At 73.3% G+C, this 24,964-nt stretch carries 23 protein-coding genes; 19 read left to right on the plus strand and 4 right to left on the minus strand.

Annotated features, from left to right (window positions below):
- Nucleotides 1-6: 6 nt before the first annotated feature.
- On the minus strand, nucleotides 7-1,473 hold the full coding sequence (locus E9565_RS00185; RefSeq protein ID WP_236826166.1) for a DUF349 domain-containing protein: 1,467 nt from the start codon (nucleotides 1,471-1,473) through the stop codon (nucleotides 7-9).
- Nucleotides 1,474-1,513: 40 nt separating this feature from the next.
- Here E9565_RS00185 and E9565_RS00190 point away from each other — a divergent pair, with 40 nt between their 5' ends.
- The 3 genes from E9565_RS00190 to dapF are packed head-to-tail and all read left to right on the plus strand — an operon-like array spanning nucleotide 1,514 to nucleotide 4,022.
- On the plus strand, nucleotides 1,514-2,239 hold the full coding sequence (locus E9565_RS00190; protein WP_236833732.1) for a hypothetical protein: 726 nt from the start codon (nucleotides 1,514-1,516) through the stop codon (nucleotides 2,237-2,239).
- Complete coding sequence (gene miaA, locus E9565_RS00195; RefSeq protein ID WP_236833734.1) at nucleotides 2,236-3,153, plus strand: tRNA (adenosine(37)-N6)-dimethylallyltransferase MiaA; 918 nt, start codon at nucleotides 2,236-2,238, stop codon at nucleotides 3,151-3,153. Before E9565_RS00190 ends, miaA begins: the two co-directional genes overlap by 4 nt.
- Nucleotides 3,150-4,022: a diaminopimelate epimerase gene (dapF, locus tag E9565_RS00200; protein WP_236833736.1), complete on the plus strand. Its 873-nt coding sequence runs from the start codon at nucleotides 3,150-3,152 to the stop codon at nucleotides 4,020-4,022. The genes miaA and dapF overlap by 4 nt, the downstream gene beginning before the upstream one ends.
- Nucleotides 4,023-4,037: 15 nt before the next feature.
- Here the strand turns inward: dapF and E9565_RS00205 are convergent, their stop codons facing one another.
- Entirely contained in the window at nucleotides 4,038-4,253 is a 216-nt protein-coding gene (locus tag E9565_RS00205) for a hypothetical protein (protein WP_236826162.1), read from the minus strand.
- Between the two features lie 143 nt (nucleotides 4,254-4,396).
- On the opposite strand from E9565_RS00205, the gene hflX reads away from it, so the two are divergent.
- From hflX to E9565_RS00225, 3 genes are read left to right on the plus strand one after another with little or no spacing between them, the layout of a single operon-like run.
- The gene (gene hflX, locus E9565_RS00215) at nucleotides 4,397-5,860 is read left to right on the plus strand and encodes a GTPase HflX (RefSeq protein ID WP_304505864.1); all 1,464 of its coding nucleotides are present in this window, start codon (nucleotides 4,397-4,399) and stop codon (nucleotides 5,858-5,860) included.
- A 59-nt stretch (nucleotides 5,861-5,919) separates the two neighbouring features.
- The gene (locus E9565_RS00220; RefSeq protein WP_236826160.1) at nucleotides 5,920-6,642 is read left to right on the plus strand and encodes a phosphatase PAP2 family protein; all 723 of its coding nucleotides are present in this window, start codon (nucleotides 5,920-5,922) and stop codon (nucleotides 6,640-6,642) included.
- On the plus strand, nucleotides 6,614-7,666 hold the full coding sequence (locus E9565_RS00225; RefSeq protein ID WP_236833738.1) for a hypothetical protein: 1,053 nt from the start codon (nucleotides 6,614-6,616) through the stop codon (nucleotides 7,664-7,666). The genes E9565_RS00220 and E9565_RS00225 overlap by 29 nt, the downstream gene beginning before the upstream one ends.
- Nucleotides 7,667-7,669: 3 nt before the next feature.
- Here E9565_RS00225 and E9565_RS00230 read toward each other — a convergent pair whose 3' ends face one another.
- Nucleotides 7,670-8,425: an IclR family transcriptional regulator gene (locus E9565_RS00230; protein ID WP_236826158.1), complete on the minus strand. Its 756-nt coding sequence runs from the start codon at nucleotides 8,423-8,425 to the stop codon at nucleotides 7,670-7,672.
- 110 nt (nucleotides 8,426-8,535) lie between these two features.
- On the opposite strand from E9565_RS00230, the gene E9565_RS00235 reads away from it, so the two are divergent.
- From E9565_RS00235 to E9565_RS00255, 5 genes are read left to right on the plus strand one after another with little or no spacing between them, the layout of a single operon-like run.
- The gene (locus E9565_RS00235) at nucleotides 8,536-9,813 is read left to right on the plus strand and encodes a CaiB/BaiF CoA-transferase family protein (protein WP_236826157.1); all 1,278 of its coding nucleotides are present in this window, start codon (nucleotides 8,536-8,538) and stop codon (nucleotides 9,811-9,813) included.
- Nucleotides 9,810-10,955: an ABC transporter ATP-binding protein gene (locus E9565_RS00240; RefSeq protein ID WP_236826156.1), complete on the plus strand. Its 1,146-nt coding sequence runs from the start codon at nucleotides 9,810-9,812 to the stop codon at nucleotides 10,953-10,955. The genes E9565_RS00235 and E9565_RS00240 overlap by 4 nt, the downstream gene beginning before the upstream one ends.
- A gap of 59 nt (nucleotides 10,956-11,014) precedes the next feature.
- Nucleotides 11,015-12,106: an extracellular solute-binding protein gene (locus tag E9565_RS00245; RefSeq protein WP_236826155.1), complete on the plus strand. Its 1,092-nt coding sequence runs from the start codon at nucleotides 11,015-11,017 to the stop codon at nucleotides 12,104-12,106.
- A gap of 43 nt (nucleotides 12,107-12,149) precedes the next feature.
- Complete coding sequence (locus E9565_RS00250) at nucleotides 12,150-13,979, plus strand: iron ABC transporter permease (RefSeq protein WP_236826154.1); 1,830 nt, start codon at nucleotides 12,150-12,152, stop codon at nucleotides 13,977-13,979.
- A complete protein-coding gene (locus E9565_RS00255) occupies nucleotides 13,976-14,764 on the plus strand; it encodes an enoyl-CoA hydratase/isomerase family protein (protein WP_236833739.1) in 789 nt (262 codons plus the stop codon). Before E9565_RS00250 ends, E9565_RS00255 begins: the two co-directional genes overlap by 4 nt.
- Before the next feature lie 67 nt (nucleotides 14,765-14,831).
- Here E9565_RS00255 and lexA read toward each other — a convergent pair whose 3' ends face one another.
- A complete protein-coding gene (gene lexA, locus E9565_RS00260) occupies nucleotides 14,832-15,596 on the minus strand; it encodes a transcriptional repressor LexA (RefSeq protein ID WP_236833741.1) in 765 nt (254 codons plus the stop codon).
- A 205-nt stretch (nucleotides 15,597-15,801) separates the two neighbouring features.
- Between lexA and E9565_RS00265 the strand changes: the two genes are divergently transcribed.
- The 8 genes from E9565_RS00265 to E9565_RS00300 all read left to right on the plus strand — a co-directional run bounded on the left by E9565_RS00265 (nucleotide 15,802) and on the right by E9565_RS00300 (nucleotide 24,898).
- Nucleotides 15,802-16,299 (plus strand): LysM peptidoglycan-binding domain-containing protein, encoded by a 498-nt coding sequence (locus tag E9565_RS00265; RefSeq protein ID WP_236833743.1) that lies wholly within the window; start codon nucleotides 15,802-15,804, stop codon nucleotides 16,297-16,299.
- A gap of 124 nt (nucleotides 16,300-16,423) precedes the next feature.
- Nucleotides 16,424-17,146 (plus strand): hypothetical protein, encoded by a 723-nt coding sequence (locus tag E9565_RS00270; protein WP_236826150.1) that lies wholly within the window; start codon nucleotides 16,424-16,426, stop codon nucleotides 17,144-17,146.
- 426 nt (nucleotides 17,147-17,572) lie between these two features.
- Entirely contained in the window at nucleotides 17,573-18,097 is a 525-nt protein-coding gene (gene nrdR / locus E9565_RS00275; protein ID WP_236826149.1) for a transcriptional regulator NrdR, read from the plus strand.
- Between the two features lie 144 nt (nucleotides 18,098-18,241).
- Nucleotides 18,242-21,115, plus strand: coding sequence for a vitamin B12-dependent ribonucleotide reductase (locus E9565_RS00280; RefSeq protein ID WP_236826148.1), 2,874 nt, complete (start codon nucleotides 18,242-18,244; stop codon nucleotides 21,113-21,115).
- Nucleotides 21,116-21,311: 196 nt separating this feature from the next.
- Nucleotides 21,312-21,554 carry a DUF2188 domain-containing protein gene (locus E9565_RS00285; protein ID WP_236833744.1) on the plus strand — a complete coding sequence of 81 codons (243 nt, stop codon included), beginning with the start codon at nucleotides 21,312-21,314 and terminating at the stop codon, nucleotides 21,552-21,554.
- A gap of 3 nt (nucleotides 21,555-21,557) precedes the next feature.
- Nucleotides 21,558-21,851 carry a hypothetical protein gene (locus E9565_RS00290; RefSeq protein ID WP_236833746.1) on the plus strand — a complete coding sequence of 98 codons (294 nt, stop codon included), beginning with the start codon at nucleotides 21,558-21,560 and terminating at the stop codon, nucleotides 21,849-21,851.
- Nucleotides 21,852-21,949: 98 nt separating this feature from the next.
- Entirely contained in the window at nucleotides 21,950-23,893 is a 1,944-nt protein-coding gene (locus E9565_RS00295) for an ATP-dependent endonuclease (protein ID WP_236833747.1), read from the plus strand.
- A 189-nt stretch (nucleotides 23,894-24,082) separates the two neighbouring features.
- Entirely contained in the window at nucleotides 24,083-24,898 is an 816-nt protein-coding gene (locus tag E9565_RS00300; protein ID WP_236833749.1) for a DUF3800 domain-containing protein, read from the plus strand.
- Nucleotides 24,899-24,964: the final 66 nt, after the last annotated feature.

Raw genomic sequence — 24,964 nt, forward strand, 5'->3', positions numbered from 1 at the left:
GGGTGCCTACCGGCGGGCGGACTTCTCCGCCTCGGCCAGCCACTCCCGGCGGGTCGCCAGGTTGGCCTGCGCCTCCGCGATCCGGCGCTCGTCACCGGCGGCCTCGGCCTTGGCCAGCTGCTCCTCGGCCTTGGTGACGGCGGCCCGCATCGAGGCGACCATCGGGTTCTCCGGGGCGGTGCGCACCCGGCCGGCGTCGGCGGCGCCGCGGACCTTCTGCTCCACGGCCATCATCCGGTCCTCGAGCTGGCGCATCACCGCGCGCGGCACGTGCCCGATGGCGTCGTAGCGCTCCTGGATCTTCCGGAGCGCGTTCTGCGCGCCCCGCAGGTCCTTCCCCGGGTCGAGCTGCTCGGCCTCGGCCAGCAGCTCCTCCTTCGCCTGCTGGTTGGCCACCTGCTCGGCGTCGCGCGCCTTGTCCTGCTCGGCGCGGGCGCTGAAGAAGACGTCCTGCGCCGCGCGGAACTGCTTCCACAGGTCGTCGTCGCCGTCCCGGCCGGTGCGCGGCACGGCCTTCCAGCGGTCCATCAGCGACCGCATGGCGGCGCTGGTGGGCCCCCACTCGGTCGACGTCGACAGCCGCTGCGCCTCCTTGATCAGCTCCTGCTTCGCCGCGCGGGCCTCGCCGCGCTGGGCGTCGAGCTGCGCGAAGTGGGCACCCCGGCGGCGGCCGAAGGCGTCCCGGGCGGCGGCGAAGCGCTGCCACAGGGCGTCGTCGGTCTTCCGGTCGATGCCGCGGATGGTCTTCCACTCCTCGACGATCGCCTTGAGGCGGTCGCCGGCTGCCTTCCACGACGTCGACTCGGCGGCGATCTGCTCGGCCTCGGCCGCGAGCGCCTCCTTGCGGGCCACCTGCGCCGCGCGGGCCGCTGCCTTCTCGGCGCGGTACTCCGCGGCGGCGGACTCGGCGGTCGCCACCATGGCGTGCGCCCGGGCGGCGAGCCCCTCCAGGTCGCCGACGGCGGCGGCGGTGGGGATCGACGACGCGAGCGCTTCGGCCTTGGCCTTGATCTCGCCCGGGTTGCCGGTGTGCGCCTTGAGCCGCGCCTCGAGCAGCGCCACCTCGGTGGCGAGGTCGTCGTAGCGGCGGCCGTAGTGGGCCAGCCCGGCCTCGGCGTCCCCGGCCTGCCAGGAGCCGACCTCGCGCTCGCCGTCGGGGGTGCGCACGAAGACGGTGCCCTGCTCGTCCACCCGGCCCCACTGCGACGGGTCGCTGACCACGGTCTCCGCCGGTGCGGCGGGCGGCGCGGGGGCGGGCGCCGGGGTATGAGCCGCCGGCGGTGCCGGCTCCGCGGCGGGGTCGGCGAGCGCCGCGTCCGCGGGCGCGGGTGCCGCCGGTGTACCGGCCTCGGGGGTCACCGCCTCGGAGCCGCCGGGCGGCGTCGCCACCTCGGGGGCGGGGGTCTCGGGGGTCTCCGCAATCGGCGGAGCGGCCTGCTGCACCCCGTTGCCGGGGTCGTCCGTGCTCGACACGTCCCGCAGTGTCCCACGTCGCATCGGCGACACTGCTGCCGTGACCTCCCTCCCCGGCGGCGTCCCGGCCCCGGCGCCCCGTCCGTCGGCCGCCGTGGCGTTCTGCCCGTGCCCGCCGCTGCTCGTCCCGGCGGTGGAGGGGCGGCCCGCGCCGGAGACGACGGCGCTGCGTGCGGCCTGCGTCGAGGCGGTCACCGCGCTGCTCGGCGCCCGCCCGGAGGTCGTCGTCGTCGTCGGGCCGGGTGCGGCGCGGGGGGAGCGGTTCGGTGCCGGCGACGGCGGTGCCCTGCGCGGCTTCGGGGTCGACCTCGAGCTGCCGTTCGACGGACGGCTGCGGCCGGGGAGGCGCCGGCTCCCGACGGCGCACCTCGTGGGTGCCTGGCTGCTCGACCAGGTGGCGTTCGCGGGCACCCGTGTGGGGATCGGCCCCGCAGACCTGGGCCAGCTGCTGCGTGACCTGCCCCCGACCGTCGGCGTCCTGGCGATGGGCGACGGCTCGGCGCGGCGCACCGTCAAGGCGCCCGGCTACCTCGACCCGGCGGCCGAGCCGTTCGACGCCGCCGTCGCCTCCGCCCTCGCCACGGGGGACGCCGCCGCGCTGGCCGCGCTGGACCCGGCGGAGGGGGCGCGGCTGCTCGCCGCGGGGGTGCCGGTCTGGCGCGCGGTGGGCGCCGCGCTCGCCGGCCGGCACGTCACCGCCCACCTGCGCCACGACGCCGCGCCCTTCGGCGTCGGCTACCCGGTCGCCGACTGGGTCGTGGCGTGACGCCGCCGGTCGTCGCCGTCGTCGGGCCGACGGCCACCGGCAAGACCGCGCTCGCCGTCGAGCTGGCCCGGCGGCTGGGCGGCGAGGTGGTCAACGCCGACTCGATGCAGCTCTACCGCGGCATGGACATCGGCACCGCCAAGCCCGACCTCGCCGAGCGCGCTGGGGTGCCGCACCACCTGCTCGACCTGTGGCACGTGCGTGAGCCGGCGTCGGTGGCGGAGTACCGCCGCCGTGCACGAGCCGAGATCGACCGGCTGCGGGCGGCCGGGGTGGTGCCGCTGCTGGTCGGCGGCTCCGGGCTGTACGTGCGCGCCGTCCTCGACGAGCTGGACTTCCCGGGCACCGACCCCGCGGTCCGGGCCCGGCTGGAGGCCGAGCTCGCCGAGGCAGGCCCGGCGGCGCTGCACGCGCGCCTCGCGGCGGTCGACCCGGCGGCCGCCGCGGCCGTCCTGCCCAGCAACGGACGGCGGATCGTGCGCGCGCTCGAGGTGGTCGAGCTGACCGGAGGGCCGTTCCGCGCCCGGCTCCCCGAGCCGCGCCCGCACTACCCCGCGGTGCTCCTGGGCCTGGACCGCGAGCCCGCCGAGCTCGACGAGCGGATCGCCGCACGCGTGGACCGCATGTGGGCCGCGGGCTTCGTCGAGGAGGTGGCCGCGCTGGCCGCCGACGGCCTCCGCGAGGGCCCCACGGCCTCCCGCGCGCTCGGCTACGCCCAGGTGCTGGCGCAGTTCGACGGCGCCCTGTCGGCCGAGGAGGCGCGCGAGCGCACGGTGACCACGACCCGCCGGTTCGTCCGCCGGCAGCGCTCCTGGTTCCGCCGGGACACCGGCACCTCGTGGCTCGACGCCGGGCGGGCCGACCTGGCCGACGCCGCGGTCGCGGTGATCACCGCGCATACGATCGACCGGTGAGCTCCTCGCCCCGCGTGCTGATCGGCCACGGCACGGAGAACGACTTCGTCGTGCTGCCCGACCCCGACGGCGAGGTCTGGGCCGGCGACCGCCTGGACGCGGCGATGGTCCGGCGGCTGTGCGAGCGCCGGGCCGGGCTCGGGGGCGACGGCGTGCTGCGGCTGGTCCGCAGCGCGCACGTGCCCGACGCGCACGCCGTGCTGGGGGAGGACCTCGACCGGTGCGAGTGGTTCATGGACCACCGCAACGCCGACGGCTCCTACGCCGAGATGTGCGGCAACGGCATCCGGTTGTTCCTGCACGCGCTCGTCGCCGAGGGGCTGGTCGACCGCGAGGGGTGCGCCGACGGACTGCTGGTCGGCACCCGTGGTGGGCCCCGGCGGGTCGGGGCCGGCGCGGACGGTGGCTACTGGGTGGAGATGGGGCCCGCGCGGCCCTTCGGCGAGGGCTCGGCGGAGCTGGACGGCCGGACGTTCGAGGGGGTGGCGGTGAGCATGGGCAACCCGCACCTGGCCTGCCTCACCGACGTGCCCGTCGAGCAGCTGGACCTGACCGGGGCCCCGGCCTTCGACCCCGTGCTGTTCCCCGAGGGGGTCAACGTCGAGCTGGTCAACGTCCTCGAACCGGGCGCGCACGTGCGGCTGCGGGTCTCCGAGCGCGGGGTGGGGGAGACGCGGTCGTGCGGGACCGGCGCCTGCGCGGCGGCCTACGCGGCGCTGCGGGCGGAGGGGGCCACCGAGGGGACCGTCGTCGTCGACGTCCCCGGGGGCCGCCTGTCGGTGCGGGTGGCCCCCGGGACGACGGTGCTCAGCGGGCCGGCGGTCCTGGTGTCGGCCGGCGCGCTCTGCCCGGAGTGGCTCCTCGGCTAGCTCTCGCCTCGCCGGTCACGAGCTGTCGCGGCGGTCGTCGTCGGGCGCCATGGGCACCATCGCGTCGTCGTCGTCCGTGGGCGGAGGGGTCGGCGGCGCGCCCCGGCCGCTGTCCTGGTCCGCCCCCGCACCCAGGGGGTTCCGCGGTGGCCCGCCGATGCCCTTCGGGTCGCGGCCGGGGTCCTCCACGTCGCCGTCGGCACCCAGGCGGGTCGATCCGTGCTCGGTCATCGGTTCCTCCTCGTCGCGGGGCGTCTCGTCGCCGGGACCCCTACCCGTGGCGGCGACCGGGATGCATCCGGGTGCTCCGTGCGTTGCACCGGGCGATGACAACTCAGGTGCTCTCGCCGAAGGACCGTGCCACGCTGGAGACGATGACGACCGCCCCCGATGCCCTGCCCGTGGACGAGCAGGCCGACCCCGCCCCCACCCCCGCTCCCGCCGGGCGGTGGGACGAGGCCGATGACACCACCGGTTCCTACGCGCTCGAGGCGCGCGGTGCCCTCCGCCGGGTGGCCGGCCTCTCCACCGAGCTCGCCGACGTCACCGAGGTCGAGTACCGGCAGCTGCGGCTGGAGCGCGTCGTGCTCGTCGGGGTGTGGACCGAGGGGACCCAGGCCGACGCCGACCGTTCCCTGGCCGAGCTCGCCGCCCTCGCCGAGACCGCCGGGTCGCAGGTGCTCGAGGCGGTGAGCCAGCGCCGGGACAAGCCCGACGCCGCCACCTACGTCGGCTCGGGCAAGGCCGCCGAGATCCGCGACATCGTCGCCGCCACGGGCGCCGACACCGTGATCTGCGACGGCGAGCTGACGCCCGGCCAGCTCAACCAGCTGGAGAAGGTGCTCAAGGTCAAGGTCGTCGACCGGACGGCGCTGATCCTGGACATCTTCGCCCAGCACGCCACCAGCCGGGAGGGCAAGGCGCAGGTCGAGCTCGCCCAGATGCAGTACATGCTGCCGCGGCTGCGCGGCTGGGGTGAGTCGATGTCCCGCCAGGCCGGTGGCCGGGTCGCCGGCGGTGGCGGGATCGGTACCCGTGGTCCGGGCGAGACGAAGATCGAGACCGACCGGCGGCGCATCCGCGCCCGGGTGAGCAAGCTGCGGCGCGAGATCGCCGGCATGGCGACCGCCCGGGCGACCCAGCGGGCAAGCCGCGGCCGCAACGCCGTGCCGAGCGTGGCCATCGCCGGGTACACCAACGCCGGCAAGTCCAGCCTGCTCAACCAGCTGACCGGTGCCGGCGTGCTGGTGGAGAACGCGCTGTTCGCCACCCTCGACCCGACGGTGCGCCGGGCCCAGTCGCCCGACGGCCGGGAGTACACGCTCACCGACACCGTGGGGTTCGTGCGCCACCTGCCGCACCAGCTCGTCGACGCCTTCCGCTCCACGCTGGAGGAGGTGGCCGCGGCCGACCTGCTGCTGCACGTCGTCGACGGCTCCGACCCGGATCCGCTGGGCCAGATCGAGGCGGTGCGCGTCGTGCTCGGGGAGATCGACGCCGCGTCGGTACCCGAGCTGATCGTCGTCAACAAGGTCGACGCCATGGGCGAGGAGGAGATCCTCATGCTCCGGCAGGCGCTCCCGGGTGCCGTCTGGGTGTCCGCGCGCACGGGGACGGGGATCGACGGCCTGCGTCGGCTGGTGGCCGAGCGGCTCCCGCACCCCGACGTCGAGGTCGACGTGCTGGTGCCCTACGAGCGGGGGGACCTGGTCTCGCGGGTGCACCGCGACGGCGAGGTGCTCGGCGAGCGGCACGAGGCCGGCGGGACGCGGCTCACCGCACGGGTCGACGGCGCGCTGGCGGCGGTGCTCGAGCAGTTCGCGGTTCCCGTCGGCTGAGAGCCGACGCGTCGACCGCCGCGGATCACGATCCGGTCACGGGCCGGTACCGTGGCGGCGTGACCAGGGGTGCGGTGCGGGAGACCGGTCCACCGCGCGCGGCTCCCGTCGTCCCGGTCGGCCGGCCACCGTGGTGGCTGGTCGCCGCCGCGCTGCTGGTCACGGTGCTCGTCTCCGCAGACCTGGTCACCCACGGGCCGTCCGAGCGGCTGGACCTGCGGGTGTCCGAGATCGTCAGCGACTGGGGGCTGCGGGACACACCCGGTTACCCGGCGGTCTGGGTGGTCACCCAGATCGGCGGGCGCGTCACCATCCTGGTCGTGCTCGCCGGCCTCATCGGCTACCTGCTGTGGCGGCGCGGGACCTGGCTGCCGGCGGTCCGCGTGCTGCTGGCCCTGGGGCTGCTGACCGCGGGTGTCTATGCGATGAAGCACGGGTTCGGGCGCACGGCGCCGGCGTTCCCCGGCTCCTACTTCTTCCACTCCGACGGCGTCTCGTTCCCCTCCGGCCACGTCGCGAACGCGGTGCTCATGTGGGGCGTGGCCCGGTGGCAGGCCGTCGAGTACGGATTGCCTCCCGCGGTGCAGCGGACCTTCTGGTGGCTCAGCGTCGTCGGGCCGGTCGCCACCGGCGTGGCCATGGTGTCGCTGGACTTCCACTGGGTCAGCGACGCGGTGGTGGGCGCCGCCGTGGGGATCGTCCTGTTGGGCGTGGTTCATGCACTGGACGAGTTGGTTCTGTCACGCTGGGTACGTGCCCGAGCAGGCCGTCCCGGTTCCTGACCGTGCCCGGCGGTGCCGGGCCGTCGCCACGAGCGCCCTGGTGGGCGGCGCGGCCGTGCTCGCCCCCGCCCCGGCGCTCGCGGAGGTGGCGGCGCCCGCGCCCGAGGTGCGGTGCTCGATCACCGATCCACGGCTCGCCGAGCTCTCGGGGCTGGTGGACGTGGGGGAGCAGGTGCTCGCGCTGAACGACGGCGGCGAGCAGGTGGCCGTCCACGGGCTGGACTCCTCGTGCGCGGTCGTCGACGTCCGGACCGCGGCGGCCGACCCGTTCGACCCCGAAGACCTCGGCGTGGCGCCCGACGGGAGCGTCTGGGTGGCCGACATCGGCGACAACGGCACGGTCCGCCCGACCGTGGCGTTGCACGTCCTCCGACCCGACGGCACGGCCGCGCTGCACCGGCTGACCTACCCGGACGGCGCGCACGACGCCGAGGCGCTGCTCCTGGCGCCGGACGGCACCCCGTACCTGGTCACCAAGGAGGTGCTGGGGTCCAGCGGCGTCTACCGCCCCGCTGCGGCGCTGGTGGACGGCGGCACGGTGCCGCTGGAACGGGTGGGCACGGTGAACGTCACGCTGACCGGGACCCCCGGCGGGCCGGTGGGCCGGGCGGGGCAGCTCCTGGTCACCGGGGGCGCGGTCGCCGCGGACGGCAGCGCCCTGGCGCTGCGCACCTACACCGACGCGTACGTGTGGCCGCTCACCGGATCCGACGTCCTCGGCGCACTGGCCGGGGAGCCGGTGCGGGTGGCGCTCCCGGAGTCCCCGCAGGGTGAGGCCATCAGCTTCACCGCCGACGGCCAGGCGCTGGTCGTCGCCAGCGAGGGCCTGCCCAGCGCCGTCGCCGTGGTGCCCGTCCCGGCCGGGGTCGCCGCGACGAGCCCGGCGCCCACCGGGGCGCCGCTGCCCTCCCTCGCCGAGCTGACCACCAGTTCGGACCGCTCGCCGATCGCCGCGGCGGTGATCGCCGCCACCGTCGCCACCGTCGTGGTCTGGCTGACCGGGCGGCTGCGCCGCCGGCCCTGACGGTCAGGCCGGGCGCCCGCCACCGAGTTCCCGGCTGCACTCCTCGGCGGCCCGGGCGACCTGCTCGCCGTAGACCGGCCACAGCCGCCGGGGGAGCCGCTGTGCCGGCAGGGACAGGCTCAGGGTCGCCACCGGCCGCCCTGCCCCGCCGAGGACCGCGGCACCGACGGCCGCGATGTCCGGGTGCCGCGTGCCGACGGTGACCGCGTAACCCTGCCGGCGCACCTGCTCCAGTTCGCGCAGCAGGGCGTCGGCATCGGTGTCCGTGTGAGGGGTCAGCGCCTCGAGCGGCGCTGCCCGGAGGAGGGCCGCCGCCTGGGCCTCCGGCATGGCGGCGAGCAGCGCCTTGCCCGACGCGGTCGTGTGCATGGGGGCGCCGTGCCCGACGACGGCGTTGGTCCGCACGGGGTGGACGCCCTCGATCTTCTCCAGCAGGACGATCCGCCGCTCGTCCGGGACCGACAGGTGCACCGTCTCGCCGGTCGCTGCGGAGAGCCGGTGCATGGCGGGCAGGGCGACGCGCCGGATCTCCTCGTCCCCCCGGTGCCGGGACCCGATGGCCATCGCCTTCGCGGTCAGGGACCACCGGGTCGGCTCCTCCCCGCCGGCCCGTATCCACCCCAGTTCGCCCAGGGCCAGCAGCATCCGCTGGGTCGTGGACTTCGGCAGGCCCATGGCCCTCGACAGCTCGCTGACGCCCACGGGTTGGCGCTCCGACACGGCCTCGAGCACGGCCAGCGCCACGGACACCGACCTCATGTGGTTGACGTCACCCTTCTCGACTCCCTACTGTGGCCGGCGTCATACCGTGCCACTACACGGTTCACCGTTCCACACAGTGGCACAACCGTCAACAGCAGGGAGCGCACGTGTCCGAACCCGTCCAGCCGGGCGCCCTCGCGGGGGTCCGGGTCCTCGACCTCACCCAGGTCATGGCGGGGGCGTACTGCTCGATGCTGCTGGCCGACATGGGTGCCGACGTGATCAAGATCGAGCGGCCCGAGGGCGGGGACGACACGCGGCGGATGTCGCGCGGTCCCGACGTGGAGCTGTCGCCGGCGTTCAACGCGATGAACCGGAACAAGCGCGGCCTGGCCGTGGACCTGAAGGATCCGCGGGGGGCCGAGGTGGTCCGCCGGCTGGCGCGCGACGCCGACGTGCTGGTGGAGAACTTCCGGCCCGGTCTGCTCGACCGGCTCGGCCTCGGGCAGGAGGCGCTGCGGGCGGAGAACCCCCGGCTCGTCTACTGCTCCATCTCCGGGTTCGGTGCCACCGGCCCCTACGCCGGGCGCGGCGGCTACGACCTGGTGGCGCAGGCGATGAGCGGGCTGATGAGCATGACGGGCGAGCCGGGGCGCCCGCCGGTGAAGGTCGGCGTGCCCATCTGCGACCTGAACGCCGGCGTCTTCGCGGCCTACGGGGTGTTGTCGGCCTACATCCACCGGTTGCGGACGGGGGTGGGGCAGTTCGTCGACACGTCGCTGCTGGAGGCGGGGATCGCCTACACCGTCTGGGAGACGGCGATGTTCTTCGGGCTCGGTGACGTGGCCCGGCCGATGGGGTCGGCGCACCGCCTGTCCGCGCCCTACGAGGCGCTGCCGACCGCCGACGGCTGGATCGCCGTCGGCGCGGCCAACCAGCGGAACTGGGAACGGTTGTGCGAGGCGCTGGACTGCCGGGCCCTGGCCCTGGATCCTCGCTTCGCCGACAACCCGGGGCGCATGAAGCACCGGATCGAGCTGGCGGGCGAGCTGGCGACGAGGCTCCGCACCCGCCCCACCGCCGCATGGCTCGAGGTGCTGGAGACCGCGGGCGTGCCGAGCGGTCCGCTCTACGACATCGAGCAGGTCTACTCCGACCCCCACGTGCGGGCCCGGGACATGGTCGTCGAGACGGTGCACCCCCGGATGGGCACGGTGCGCCACATCGGGGCCCCGGTGAAGCTGTCCGGCACCCCGGCCGCGATCCGCCGGCCGGCGCCGCTGCTCGGTCAGCACAGCCGCGAGGTCCTGGTGGAGGCCGGCATGTCCGCCTCCGACATCGACGAGCTGCTCGCCGACGGCGTGCTGCTGACCACCTCCGCGGGGGATCACCCCGGTGCCGCGTCGGAGGCCCCCTCTCCCGAGCCGACGGAGGTATCCGCGTGACCCACCTCGTGATGTCCGGACTGACCAAGAGCTTCGGCGCCGCCCGCGTCGTCGACGGGGTCGACCTCTCCATCGAGGAGGGTGAGGCCGTGGTGCTGCTGGGGCCCAGCGGCTGCGGCAAGACCACGTGCCTGCGGATGATCGCCGGCTTCGAGCGCCCGGACGCCGGCGAGATCCGGCTCCGCGACGAGGTCCTGGTCGGTGGGCGCACGTTCGTGCCACCCGAGCGACGGCGGATGTCGGTGGTCTTCCAGAGCTACGCGCTGTGGCCGCACCTGAGCGTGCGCGAGAACGTCGGCTACGGACCCACGACGGCGAAGGTGGGCCGCGCCGAGGTGCGGCGGCGGACCGACGAGGCGCTGTCGATGGTCCAGCTGGACGGGCTCGCCGACCGGTACGCCCACCAGCTGTCCGGCGGCCAGCAGCAGCGCGTCGCGCTGGCGAGGGCCCTGGTCAACGACCCCGCGCTGCTCCTGCTCGACGAGCCGCTGTCCAACCTCGACACCCGGCTGCGGGAGGAGATGCGGTCGGAGGTGAAGCGGATCCAGCGGTCGCTGGGCGTGACCATGGTCTACGTCACCCACGACCAGGCGGAGGCCCTGTCGCTGGCCGACCGCCTGGTGGTGATGCACGACGGTCGCATCGTGCAGGTCGGCAGCCCCGAGGACGTCTACCGCCGGCCGCGCACCGGGTTCGTCGCCCGCGCCCTGGGAGCGACCAACGTGCTGCCGGCCACCGTCCGCGGTGCCGTCGGCGGAGCTGTCGCCCTCGAACTGCCCGGCGGCGTCCCGGTCGAGGCGGACGCGCCGGCCGACGGCCCGCTGGGCGAGGGCCAGGCCGTCATGGTCTCCGTGCGCCCGGGGGACGTCCGGCTCACCCCGGCCGACCCCGGCGACACCTCCGGTGCCGTGGTCCGCGAGGCCCTGTTCTTCGGCGATCACGTCCAGTACTCCGTGGAGCTACCCGGGCTCACCGAGCCGATCAAGGCGACCGGTCCCAGCGTCGGACGGCTCCAGCCCGGCCAGGCGGTGTCGCTCGGGGTCGACCGCGGGGCCGCCGCCGTCCTGGGCGACCGCCCCGCGGCCGCCACCGAACACGTCAGCGCCGTCCCGGCACCCGTTCCCGGCCGGTCCGCGGCGTGAGCGCCGCCGTCTCCCGATCCCCCCGTCCGAACAGCGTCACCCACCCGAGAAGAGGCCCTGTGTTCTCCCACTGCTCCGCGCGCCGCCTGCTCACCAGCCTGACCGTCCCCATGGCCGTCGTGCTCGTCGCCGCCTGCGGCAACGGCTCGACCACACCGGCGTCGGACGCCGGATCCGGCGGCGAGCCGGCCGCGGTGGAGGGGATCGACCAGGAGCTGGTCGAGGCCGCGCAGGAGGAGGGCGGCGTCGTCCTCTACGCCGGAGGGCACACCCGCCCCGGCCTGGAGCTGCTCCAGGAGCGGATGCAGGAGCTCTTCGGCATCCAGGTCACCTTCACCCGCGAGGACTCGGGCGCGATCGCCAACTCCATCTCCGCCGAGCTGGCCAGCGGGTCGGTCAACGCGGACGTCGTCAGCCTCACCGATCCCGGCACCATGCAGGACTGGGCGGACGAGGGCGTCATCGCCGATGCCGACGTGCCCAACCTCGCCGACATCAGCGAGGGCCTGGACAACCCGGACAACCCGCAGGTGCCCTACAGCCTCGTCCCGCTGGGGATCATGTACAACTCCGCCAACACCGACCCGGCAGACCTCCCCACCACATGGGAGGAGCTGGCCGGCGAGGACCACGGCGCCATCATCAGCGCCGACCCGGGTGCATCGGGCACCGCGCTGGCCTACTACACGATGCTCACGGGCCTCCACGGCGAGGAGTGGCTGGAGCAGCTGGCCGAGCGGCAGGTCTCCGTCACCGACAGCAGTCTCGCCCTCGCACAGCTGGTGCTCACCGGTGAGGCCGACATCGGCATCCCGGCCATCGAGTCGGCCGTGATCAGCGCCGCGGAGGAGGGCGAGCCCCTGGAGATCGCCTTCATGGAGGACGGGGTGCCGTCCTTCGCGTCCGAGCTGGCGATGCTCGCCGACGCGCCGCACCCGAACGCCGCGAAGCTGCTGGTGCAGTACCACCTGAGCGAGGACTTCCAGCAGGCCCTCGCCGACCAGGGCGGGCGCAGCGTGCTCCAGGGTGGTCCCCAGCCGCCGACCGGCGCCGACCTCTCCGACGCCACGCTCCTGACCGCGGACCTCTCGGAGATCGAGGAGCGCGGCGAGGACGTCGTTGCCCGCTTCGCGGAGCTGTTCAACCGATGAGCCGCCGACCGAACGGCTCCACCGCACCCCCGGGCCGCCCGTCATGGCGCTGACCAGCTCCGCCGCCCCGGCCGCGTCGGGCACCGACGCGGCCGGGGTGCCCCGGGACACCGGGGCTCCGCCCCGCCGCCGACGGCAGGCCCATCGGCGCGGCACCGGCTTCGAGCGCGCCATGCGCTGGGTGTGGGTGGTCGCGATCGTCGCCCTCATCGGCTACCCGGTCGCGCAGGTCTTCGGCCAGAGCTTCGTCGCCGACGACGGCGGGTTCACGCTCGGCAACTACGGGCTGCTGGCCAGCGAACCCCGCTTGGTCGAGGCGATCCTCAACTCGCTGTGGATCGCCTCGGGCACCGTGGTGGGCAGCCTCCTGCTCGGCCTCCCCGTCGCCTGGTTCGCGGTGCGGACGGATCTGCCGTTCCGGCGCTTCTTCCGCGGCACCGCGGTCCTCACCTTCGCCGCGCCCAGCTTCATCGCCGCACTCGGGTGGATCCTCCTGCTGGGGCCGCGCAACGGGCTGCTGAACACCACCTTGATGTCCCTCTTCGGCCTGGAGTCCGCGCCGTTCGACATCTTCAGCCCGTGGGGGATCATCTTCGTCCTCTCCCTCTTCCTCTACCCCCTCGTCTTCCTCCCGGTGTCGGCCGCGCTCGAGGGCATCGACCCGGCGCTGGAGCACGCGGCGGCCAGTCTCGGTGCCTCCCGGGCCCGGGTGCTCCGGACGGTGACGTTCCCGGTCATCGCGCCGGCGCTGATCGCCGGGTCGATCCTCGTCTTCGTCAGCGCCGCGGTGATCTTCGGCCCGGTCGCCATCCTGGGTGCGCCGACCGGGTTCCAGACCATCCCGACCGTCCTGCTGAGCCTCATGCAGTTCCCGCCCCGGATCGAGGCGGCGGCGGTCATCTCCGTGCCGATCCTCGTGATCATCGCGGGACTGCTGCTGGTCCAACGGCGTCTCGTCGGGGGGAAGAAGTTCACCGTCATCGGAGGCAAGCCGGGGCGGCAGGAGCTGACCCACCTCGGTCCCGCCGGCCGGGTCGCGGGGCTGGCCTTCTGCACGCTGGTCGTCGTCCTCAGCATCGTGCTGCCGTTCGGCATCCTGCTGGCGACGTCGTTCCGCGAGGCCCTCGGGCGACCGTTCGGGGCGGACAACTTCACGCTGACCGGCAACTACGAGCAGGTGTTCAGCCAGCCGCTGATCACGGCGGCCATGGGCAACAGCTTCTTCCTGGCCGTGGCGGCGACGGTGCTGGCGCTCGCGCTCGCGCTGCTCGCTTCGTGGCTCGTGCACCGGACCAGGGCGCGCAGCAACGCGGTGATCGCACCGGCGATGGCGGCCCCGCTGGCGTTCCCGGGCGCCGTCCTCGGTATCGGGCTGATCATCGCCTACGCCGCGCCGCCGTTCGGTCTGGGCGGGTCGCTCACCATCCTCCTCATCGCCTACGTCGGCAGCGCGCTACCGCTGACCTTCGCCTACGTGCACGCGGGCATGGGGCAGATCGGCGCCGAGGTCGAGGAGGCGTCGCGGAGCCTGGGCGCCTCGTGGGCTCGCACCTGGCGGCGCATCACCGTGCCGTTGCTGCGCCCGTCGCTGCTGGCGGCGGGGCTGCTCAACTTCGTCCTGCTGTTCCGGGAGCTGGAGATGTCGGTGTTCCTCTACACCGGCGCCAACCCGACCATCGCCACCGTCCTCTACAACCTGTCCAACGAGTCGCTGTACCAGCGGGTGGGTGCTCTCTCGGTGGTCATCCTGCTGATCAACATCGTCGTGGCGGTCATCGCCATGCGACTGCTCGACCACCGGCCCGGCGAGTCCCGCCGTCGCCGGACGACGCCCCGTCCAGACGCCCACGCATCCTCGGAGGAAGCCGCATGACCGTGACCACGACCGACGTAGGCCCCGGGGTCCACCTGCGCTACGAGACCCCGCACATCGCCGTCCTCAGCCTGGACAGCCCGCCCTCGAACACCTTCAGCTGGGAGAGCCGGCGGTCGTTCATGAGGGCGCTCGACATCCTGGACGCCGACGAGCAGGTGCGCTGCCTGGTCATCACCGGGGAGGGGCGGGCGTTCACCGCAGGTGCCCACCTCGGCGAGGACCAGTCCATGAGCGACGAGCAGCTCGAGGACTACCTGGCCGGGTTCGGCCGGGTGCTGAACGGGGTGCAGAACTTCCGGGCACCGGTGATCGCCGCGATCAACGGGGCGACCATCGGCGGCGGGCTGGAGTTCGCGCTCTGCTGCGACATCCGCATCGCATCCACCGAGGCGTTCTTCGTGGCTGCCGGGGTGAACGTGGGGCTCATCGTGAGCTTCTGGCGTCTTCCGCGTGTCATCGGCCTGGGGCCGGCCAAGGAGATCCTGCTGACCGGGGCCCGGTACACCGCGCAGCAGGCGCTGAACTGGGGCCTGGTCACGGAGGTGCACGAGCCGGCCGACCTCATGACGGCCGCGCTCGCGAAGGCCCAGCGGATCGCCACCCGTGCGCCGCTGTCCGTGGAGGCGACGAAGGAGGCGGTCACCGGGGCGTTCGAGATGGACTTCGCGCAAGGGCAGGCGCTGCAGACCAAGCGCTTCCTCGAGATGTTCCGCACCGACGACCACCAGGAGGCGCTGCAGGCCTTCTTCGAGAAGCGGGACGGGAACTACCAGCGGCGCTGATCACCGCGCCCGTGCACGTCGGTGGCCGGCCGGCACGAAGCCCCGGCCGGCCACCGACGTCGTGTCGTCAGACCCGGCGCAGGACCGAGACCACCCGGCCGAGGATCGTCGCCTCGTCGCCCGGGATGGGCTCGTAGGCCGGGTTGTGCGGCAGCAGCCACACGTGACCGTCCCGCCGCTTGTAGGTCTTGACGGTCGCCTCGCCGTCGATCATGGCGGCGACGATCTCCCCGTTCTCGGCAGTGGGCTGCTGGCGGACGACGACCCAGTCGCCGTCGCAGATGGCGGCTTCGACCATCGAGTCGCCGGCCACCTTGAGCATGAAGACGGTCCCCTCGCCCACGAGCTCGCGGGGGAGCGGGAAGACGTCCTCCACCGCCTGTTCGGCCAGGACCGGGCCACCGGCGGCGATCCGCCCGACGAGCGGGACGTACGTGGGGGCGGAGGCCTGCTCGCCGTCGGCGACCACCGGCGGCTCGGCATGCGTGGCCGCGCCCCGGCCCGTGTCACCGGGGAGCCGGACGTCCAGCGCGCGGGGCCGGTTGGGGTCGCGCCGCAGCCAGCCCTTTTTCTGCAGCACGGACAGCTGGTGGGCGACCGAGGACGCCGACGACAGCCCCACCGCCTCGCCGATCTCCCGGACCGACGGCGGGTAGCCCCGGCGGTCGATGGAGTCGCGGATCACCTCGAGGACCCGCCGCTGCCGCTGGGTGAGCCCGTCGCCGTCAGCCGTGCGATCGGGGAAGGTGCGCACCGACGCGGTGCCGCCCGCCTCCGGGGTCGCCCCGCGCGTGCCGCGCCCACCGCCGGAGGTCCCGCTCGAGTCCGCCACGTCTCCTCCTCGCCGGCTGCCCGTGCAGCGCTCGACCGTCGTCGTCCGCTGAACGGTAGCGCCGATCCCGGGCCAGTTCAAACACACGTTCGAAAGTTCTCCGTGTCGCATCGCTTCTGTCGGCATCGTCCGGTAGACATCGGACAGGCGTTCGAATCGAACAGGTGTTCGGGCCGGCGGGGTGCCGGCCAGGAGGGCGGGAGACATGGACAGCGGTGCTGCGTTGCGCGTCCGCGCGGAGTCGTCGGTGGGCGTGGCGCACGGCAGCGCGGCGCGGGTGCCCGCGCGCCACCTGAGGGTCCTGCCACCGCCCCGCGCCTACGCGGAACCCGTCGCGCCCGCGACCCGCCAGGGGGAGTCCCGGCCGGCGGGCCGCGCCCGGACGGTCGCCGGCCGGGCGGTGCCGCCGCCGGTCCCAACGCTCCGGCTGACGGCGCGCGGGCGCCGCGTGGTCGCGGTGGCCGTCCTGCTCCTGGGTCTCGGGGTGGTCGCCCTCGTCGGCGCCGCCCTCGGCGAGGACGGGGGCGGGCTGGAGCTGATGGGCACGACGAAGGTGATCGTGGAACCCGGGGACACGCTCTGGTCGATCGCGGGTGCAGCAGCCGGGGGGCGCGACGTGCGCGACGTCATCGTCGACATCCGCCGGCTCAACGAGCTCGGGAGCGCGGCGATCGCTCCCGGTCAGGTGCTGCTGCTGCCCTGATCGGCCGGTCCCGTGCAGCCGCGCGGCCATGGCGAGAGGTTCACAATGCCCGTTCGACGACTTCGTCAACCCTCTGTGTCGGCGCGTTCACGCAGTGTGCTCATGGCCCGCCTACGGTCATCCCGTGTCCAGCGTCATGGAGAGTCGCGCCGCGGTGTTCACCAGCCAGCCCCAGGTCGTCGAGGTCCACCAGGCGGGGAACTGGTGCGCCGGCGAGCTCCTGGGCTGGCGGCACGACGACGCGGGCGCCTGCCAGATGTGGGTCCGCGTCGTGGTCGACGGTGTCGAATGCACGGCCTGGACCGATCTGGCAGCGGTGCGACTGCCCGAGCCGCCGCCCGCCGAGGCCGTCCCGGCGACGCGGGTGATGCCCGCGCAGGCGCCTTCCCCGTCGCAGGAGGCCGGCCCGGTCGCCCATGACGAGACCGCCGGTCTGCCGCTGGAGCGGGATGCGGGCGTCCGCCCGGCCACCGCTCGCCCCGAAGGGCGTCGGCGAGCTCCCGAGGTCGCCGAGAGCCCGGCCACTCCGAGGCCGGCGACCGCGGCCGGTCGTCACCGGGCCCCGGCGACCGCTTCCGCCCCTGCCGTCGGTCGGCACCGGGCCGCCGACACCGGTCACCTCGAGCCGGTCGTGACGGGTGGGCCGGTCGTGGCGCGTGGCAACCGGTCCGGCGCGTGGGCGGTGCCCGCGGCGCGCGCCGCCCACCCGGTGGAGCGGCGTCCGGCCGGGCACGGCTGGACCCCTCCCGCGGACGTCGAGCCCGACCTGCTCACCCGGCCGATGCGCCTGGGGAACCAGGTCCCGCACTCCCGGCGGCCCCGGTTGGACGGCGCCGTCCACGTCTGACCCGCTCGCGCCCCGTGACGGAGGCCCGGCGGCCGGCCTCGCCCTGCTGCCGTACATGGCCTCCGGGTGGTCGTCGGCCGGGTGGCCGGCGCGCTCGCGGTGTGTCGGGTGTGCGGTCGACCGTGCCCGGCGCGACGGGTGCCCTCCCGCGGGGCGTTCGTCGGCGTGTCGCCGCGGTGCCGCTGTGACGGCTGGGGGCCGCTGTTCCGCCTGCGCACCGCAGTGTCGGGGCGGAACACGCCGGAGAAACGATCACTTGCACATCTTGTGGGCGCCGTCCTAGGGTTCCCCTACATCTAGTAGTTACACAGCTGTAAGCCCGTCCACAGGCCCATCCTCAGGTTCTCCCCGCGGCGTCCACCGGATGTCCCCAGGGAGCTCCACAGGCAGCCGGTGGCGGGCGCCCGGCGGAGGAGGTGAACCATCGTGCGCTGCCCGTTCTGCCACAACGCCGACAGCCGGGTGATCGACTCGCGGGAGGCCGACGAGGGCGCCACGACGCGTCGTCGCCGCTCGTGCCCTGCGTGCGGCCGGCGGTTCACCACCGTCGAGGAGGCGGTGCTCGCCGTCGTCAAGCGCAACGGCGTCAGCGAACCGTTCAACCGCAGCAAGGTCGTCGCCGGCGTCCGCCGGGCCTGCCAGGGCCGGCCGGTCGACGAGGACCAGCTCAAGCTCCTCGCCCAGCAGGTGGAGGACGCCATCCGCGCCAGCGGCGCCGCGGAGGTGCCGAGCCACGAGGTCGGCCTGGCCATCCTCGGCCCGCTGCGCGAACTGGACGAGGTGGCCTACCTCCGGTTCGCCAGCGTCTACCGCTCCTTCACCTCGGTGGCCGACTTCGAGCGGGAGATCGCCGAGCTCCGGGCCCGGCAGTCCGGCGGCGCGCCGCCGGGGGAGGAGGGGCCGCCCGCACCCCGTCAGCCGGTGCCGTCCGGCACCCCCGCCGGCACCTGAGAACTGTCGGTGCCACCCGATAGACAGCAGTTCGAGCAGTTACCGATCGCGGCTCTTCCCCAGCCCCCGATCCGCCACCGCGCAGCACCACCGCGCAGCCCCGCGATGCACCACGCGACACACGACCAGGGAGAGCTCCACACCATGACCGAGACCGACGACCGCGTGGCCGGCGCCCGCACCCGCCGCAGCGCCAAGACGCCCAGCCGTGCCAAGGGCCTCAAGATCAAGCGCGTCTTCACCACCGCTGGTGTGCACCCGTACGACGAGGTGACCTGGGAGCGTCGCGACGTCGTCATGACCAACTGGCGGGACGGCTCGATCAACTTCGAGCAGCGCGGTGTCGAGTTCCCGTCCGAGTGGAGCATCAACGCCACCAACATCGTCACCACGAAGTACTTCCGCGGTGCCGTCGGCACCCCGCAGCGCGAGACGAGCCTGCGCCAGCTCATCGACCGGGTGGTGCTCACCTACACCGAGGCCGGCCGCGAGCACGGCTACTTCGCCTCCGAGGGCGACGCCGAGATCTTCGAGCACGAGCTGACCTGGATGCTGCTGCACCAGTACTTCAGCTTCAACTCGCCCGTCTGGTTCAACGTCGGCACCAGCGCGCCGCAGCAGGTCAGCGCCTGCTTCATCCTCGCCGTCGACGACGAGATGGACTCGATCCTCAACTGGTACCGCGAGGAGGGCCTGATCTTCAAGGGCGGCTCCGGCGCCGGCCTGAACCTCTCCCGCATCCGGTCCTCCAAGGAGCTGCTCTCCTCCGGCGGCACCGCCTCGGGCCCGGTGTCCTTCATGCGCGGCGCCGACGCCTCCGCGGGAACCATCAAGTCCGGTGGTGCCACCCGCCGCGCCGCGAAGATGGTCGTCCTCGACATCGACCACCCCGACATCGAGGAGTTCATCGAGACCAAGGCGCGCGAGGAGGACAAGATCCGCGCGCTGCGCGACGCCGGCTACGACATGGACCTCGGCGGCAAGGACATCACCAGCGTCCAGTACCAGAACGCCAACAACTCCGTGCGCGTCTCCGACGAGTTCATGCGCGCGGTCGAGGAGGGCGACGAGTTCGGTCTCCGGGCCCGCCTCGACGGCTCCGTCATCGAGACCGTCGACGCCAAGTCGCTGTTCCGCAAGGTCACCCAGGCCGCGTGGGAGTGCGCCGACCCCGGCATCCAGTACGACGACACGATCAACGACTGGCACACCAACCCCGAGACCGGCCGCATCAACGCGTCCAACCCGTGCTCGGAGTACATGAGCCTGGACAACAGCTCGTGCAACCTGGCGTCGCTGAACCTCATGAAGTTCCTCAAGGACGACGGCACGTTCGACGCCAAGAACTTCGTGAAGGCCGTCGAGCTGGTCATCACCGCGATGGACATCTCGATCTGCTTCGCCGACTTCCCGACCGACCCGATCGGTGAGACCACCCGGGCCTACCGCCAGCTGGGCATCGGCTACGCCAACCTGGGCGCCCTGCTCATGGCCACCGGCCACGCCTACGACTCGCGCGGTGGCCAGACGCTGGCCGCGGCCATCACCTCGCTGATGACCGGCACCGCCTACCGGCGCTCGGCCGAGCTCGCCGGCATCGTCGGTCCGTACGAGGGCTACGCCCGCAACGCGGACGCGCACGCCCGTGTGATGCGCAAGCACGCCGCCGCCAACGACGCCATCCGCCCGGTGGGTGCCGACGACGCCGACGTGCTGAAGGTCGCCACGCAGCAGTGGCAGGAGTGCCTGGAGATCGGCGCCGACAACGGCTGGCGCAACGCCCAGGCCTCGGTGCTGGCCCCCACCGGCACGATCGGCTTCATGATGGACTGCGACACGACCGGCATCGAGCCGGACTTCTCGCTGGTCAAGTTCAAGAAGCTGGTCGGCGGCGGCTCCATGCAGATCGTCAACCAGACGGTGCCGCGGGCGCTGCGCAGCCTGGGCTACCAGGAGGAGCAGATCGAGGCGATCGTCGAGTACATCGCCGAGCACGGCCACGTCGTCGACGCGCCGAGCCTGCGCCCCGAGCACTACGAGGTGTTCGACTGCGCGATGGGTGAGCGGGCCATCTCCCCGATGGGTCACGTCCGGATGATGGCCGCGGTGCAGCCCTTCATCTCCGGCGCCATCTCCAAGACGGTCAACATGCCCGAGACGGCGACCGTCGAGGACGTCGAGAACATCTACTTCCAGGGCTGGAAGATGGGCCTCAAGGCGCTGGCGATCTACCGCGACAACTGCAAGGTCGGCCAGCCGCTGTCCGACGCCAAGGCCAAGAAGGCGGAGAAGGCCGTCGAGGCCGAGGTCGCGCCGAGCCCGGTCTCGCACCCGGTGCGCAAGCGGCTGCCCAAGAAGCGGACGAGCGTCACCACCTCGTTCAGCGTGGCCGGCGCCGAGGGTTACATGACCGCCGGTATGTACGAGGACGGCAGCCTCGGCGAGGTCTTCCTGAAGCTCGGCAAGCAGGGGTCGACCCTGGCCGGTGTGATGGACGCCTTCTCCATCTCGCTGTCCATCGCGCTGCAGCACGGTGTGCCGCTGGAGACCTACATCCAGAAGTTCACCAACATGCGGTTCGAGCCGGCCGGCATGACCGACGACCCGGACATCCGGATCGCCCAGTCGGTGATGGACTACATCTTCCGCCGCCTGGCGCTGGACCACCTGCCGGTGGAGAAGCGGGCCACCCTGGGCATCTTCACCGCCGAGGAGCGGGCGGCCCAGGTCGCCGGCTACGGCACCTCGGCGTCGACGGCCACGGTCGTCGAGGAGGACGAGGTCGACCTGGAGCAGCTGCGCGGCTCCGCGCCGATCGAGACGGCTCCCGCCCAGGAGAAGGTCACGCCGGAGGGCCCGAAGTCGGTGAAGGAGGCCCACTCCTCGGCCGAGCTGCTCGAGCTGGTCACCGGCACCGCCACCGACGCGCCGCTGTGCATGACCTGCGGCACGAAGATGCGGCCGGCCGGCAGCTGCTACGTCTGCGAGGGCTGCGGCTCCACCAGCGGCTGCAGCTGATGGGAAATGTGAAGGTAAATGAGACTGGAATCGCGGCTCCGTGAGACTCCGATAACGCCGCGGTGAGACTCGGATGTGAACGGAACGAGACCCGAATAACGTGATGAGACCGCAGATGGCCCATTTTGGGTCATACGGCGGAGCAGGGTCTCGTTCCGTCACAGACGAAACAACCTGTTGAAGGGGGTGTTGATCGGTGACCAAGAATGATCGGCACGTCGTGCCGCGCAGGGGTGGCGGCTGGGATGTGCGGGCACCGGGCGCGTCGCGGGCGAGTGCGCACACGCGGACGCAGGCTGAGGCCACGGACCGGGCGCGCGAGATCGTCCGCAACGCCGGTGGCGGTGAGGTCCGTATCCATGGCCGGGACGGCAGGCTGCGTGATTCGGACACGGTGCCGCCGGGCAATGACCCGAACCCGCCGCGGGACCGCAAGTAGGTCATGGATCGCTGGCTGTGGACGTGGAGCGGCGCATCGTTCGGATTCCAGGACGGTGACCAACTCTTCGGCCAGGACGGCTCCCATGTCGGCAAGTTCGTCGAGTCGGAGATCTTCGACGCGCGCACTGGTCGGTATCTCGGTGAGGTCATCGACGATCGGCTGATCCGGAAGGTGAGCAAGGCGCACAAGGTGCGTACTCCGCCGAGTCCACGAACTCGGAGCGCGAGGGCACCGAGGGCGCCGCGCAGTCCGCGGGTCATGCGCGTGGGCTACGAGGACTGGCCGCTGGGCTGAGGCGGGCGGTGGCGAGGGGTGGCTGTGGCTGCCCCTCGCCACCGGCCGGCCCTGATGCGCTGTAGCGAATCTCGGGGTCGAAAAGGGGAGGGGGAGTGGTGGCGGCGCGGCTGGCAGGGATCTCGGTGCGCGGGCTGCGCTGCCTGGACGGGTTGGAGTTGTCGTTCGATCCCCTGACGGCTCTGATCGGCGCGAACGGTGCCGGGAAGTCGAGCACGGTTCGGGCGCTGCAGTTCCTGTTCGGTCAGGTCGAGTTGGATGACGACGACGTCACCGACGGACTGGCGGAGCCGGAGGTGTCGGTGACCGGCACGATCACGGACCTGCCCGGGGAGTGGGCCGAGCGGCTCGGGCCGTGGCTGAACGCGGACGGCGATCTGGTGATCACGCGGTCGCGAGTGATCGGGGAGAACGGTCGCCCCGTGGTGGCGTGGTCGTGTGAGCGGGCGCAGGTGCCCGAGTTCGTCGAGGTGCGGACCGCGGTGTCGGCCGGTGCACCGGCTGCCACGGTGAAGGAGATGTACGCCAAGGCGCGTGCTGCGCTCGATGACGGTCTGCCGTCGTGTTCGAGCAAGCAGGCGGCGGTGGAGGCGTGCGATGCGTATGAGCGCGCGCATCCGGAGAAGGCCACTCAGGCTGGCCCGGATGCGACCCTGCGGTTCGGGGGCGGCGGCGACTTCGACCTGAGCGGGCTGCTGGAGTTGCTGGTGCTGCCCGCGATGCGGGACGCGGCCGATGACGCGTCGGACGGCAAGGGCAGCACTCTCGGGCGGCTCGTGGAGATCACCGTCCGGTCCGGGCTGGACCTCGACGGTGAGTTGGCGGAGTTGTCGTCGCGGACCGCTGTTGAGTACGAGCGGATTCTGGCCGACGGGGCAGGGACGCGGTTGACGGATCTGTCGGCGAGCATCACCGAGCAGATCGCGGCGTTCGCGCCTGGAGCGCAGGTCACGTTGGCGTGGGAGCCGCGGGTGCCGTCGCTGGCCGCTCCGCCGGTCCGTGCCCGGATCGTCGAGTCCGGGCACGAGGCCGACATCGGTCGGCAGGGGCACGGGGTGCAGCGCGCGTACGTGTTCTCCCTCCTGCGGGCGCTGCTCGACGCGCGCCGCGGGGACGGCGCCGATCAGCCTGGCCTCCTGCTGGTGATCGAGGAGCCGGAGGTGTACCAGCATCCGGTGCGGGCCCGGTACGTGGCGCGGGTGCTGGCCGACCTGGCGCGGGACACCGCCCGGTCAACGCAGGTCGTGTACACCACGCACAGCCCCTACTTCGTCGGGGTGGACGACATCCCGGCGGTCCGCCTACTGCGGCTGTGCCCGACCGGCACCGACGGTGGTGTAGGGCCGGCGGCGTGCACGCGGGCCTACGTCGCCAGTCTGCCGGTGATCGCAGAGCGGCTCGATGCGGCGCGCAACGGTGCCGGGAAACCGTGGACGGCGCAGCGGGTCGCCGCGCAACTGCCGGCGCTGCTCGGGTCGGCGGTGTCGGAGGGGTTGTTCGCCGACGCGGTGGTCCTGGTCGAGGGCGACGAAGACGTCGGCCTGATCGATGGTGCCGCGCAGGCGGCCGGCACCGACCTGGCCGGCGCCGGGATCGCGCTGGTCGCGGTCGACGGCAAAGCCAACCTCGTGCTGGCCGCGGAGATCATCCGCCAGTTGGGCGTGCCGGTGTTCGTCGTGTTCGACACCGACGAGAAGCCGGCGGGGCAGCCGAGTGACCCGGACGCGCTGCGGCTCAACGCGATGCTGTCCCGGCTGGCCGGCGGGCCGGGGGAGGAGCGGCCGGTCACGCAGGTCACCGGCGGGTGGGCGGCGGCCAAGCCGAACCTGCGGACCGTCCTGGACGCCGAGATGCCCGCGGCCGCGGTGCGGGGCGCGTACGTGGACACCGCCCGGGCGATGGGGCTGCCGGAGTCGACGACCAAGAACGGGCACCTAGTGCGCACCGCCGTTCACTGCTTGTACCGCGAGGGGCACCGGTCCGCCACGCTGGACGCCATCGTCGCGGCGGTCACCGCGCTGACCGGCACCGGCAGCCGGTGACCGTCCGGCTCCAGTTCTGTCGGAGCCGGTCGATACACTTCACTGCGACGGACTGCGTAGGCGGGAACCGTCACCTGGAGCCGGAACTGCGTAGGCGGGAACCGGCCCGGGCAGCCGGCCGGCTGGCCGGAAGTGGAGGCGCCCCCCGGCTGGGAGGGCGCCTCCGCCGCTGATGGGAGGAACACCGGCGTGTACGTCCTGGCCCTGGACGAGTCGGGCACACACACCGGGGCACCCGTGCTGCTGCTCGCCGGACTCGCCGTGCACGAGGCCGACGTCCGCCGCCTCGAACACGCCCTGCACGGCGTGCTCGCCCGCCACCTGACCCCCCTGGGCCTCGACCCCGACAAACACGAACTGCACGCCAAGGAGCTCAAGACCCCGTCCCGTGGCCGGCCCGCCCGGCCGCCCTACCCGGCCACCCCGCCGAGTGAATGGCTCACCGTCCCCTCGGCGGTCCGGCTCGCCATCCTCACCGACGTCTACACCGCGATCACCACCCTGCAGCCGACCGACCCCGGCTACCCGCCGCGCGTCTTCGCGGCCGTCGTCGACCGCAGCCACCACCGCTACGGGCCAGTCAAGGCCGCTGACGCCTACGCCTACGAGCACGTCCTGCACCGGTTCGACGAGATGCTTGGCCGGATCAACACGACCGCCCCGACCCACCAGCGCGGCGTGGTCATCCACGACCGGCGGCAGCAGCACGAGCGGCGCATCCAGGAGCAGGCCACCATCTGGCAGCGCAAGGGCGTCGGGCTGGCCGCGCTGCTGCAGGTGCCGCTGTTCATCGACAGCCGGGCGAGCCGCCTCATCCAGGCCGCTGACCTGGTCGCGTACGCGTTGTGGCGCCACTACCAGCCGACCAGTGACGACAAGTACTCCACCGGGCTGTGGCCGCTGGTCGACACCAACGACGACGGCGAGCTCAGCGGCGTCATCCACATCACCCCGAAGTTCCGGCAGTGCACCTGCCCGCCCTGCCGTAGCCGCACCGGCTCCTGACCGCGGCCGGCGTCGCACGCGTGCATGCATCAGGGTCAGCGGCAGCTGCGGAGCGCATGCAACGGG

This window comes from Blastococcus sp. KM273129 (assembly GCF_021698995.1).
In the GTDB taxonomy this organism is placed as follows: Bacteria; Actinomycetota; Actinomycetes; order Mycobacteriales; family Geodermatophilaceae; genus Blastococcus.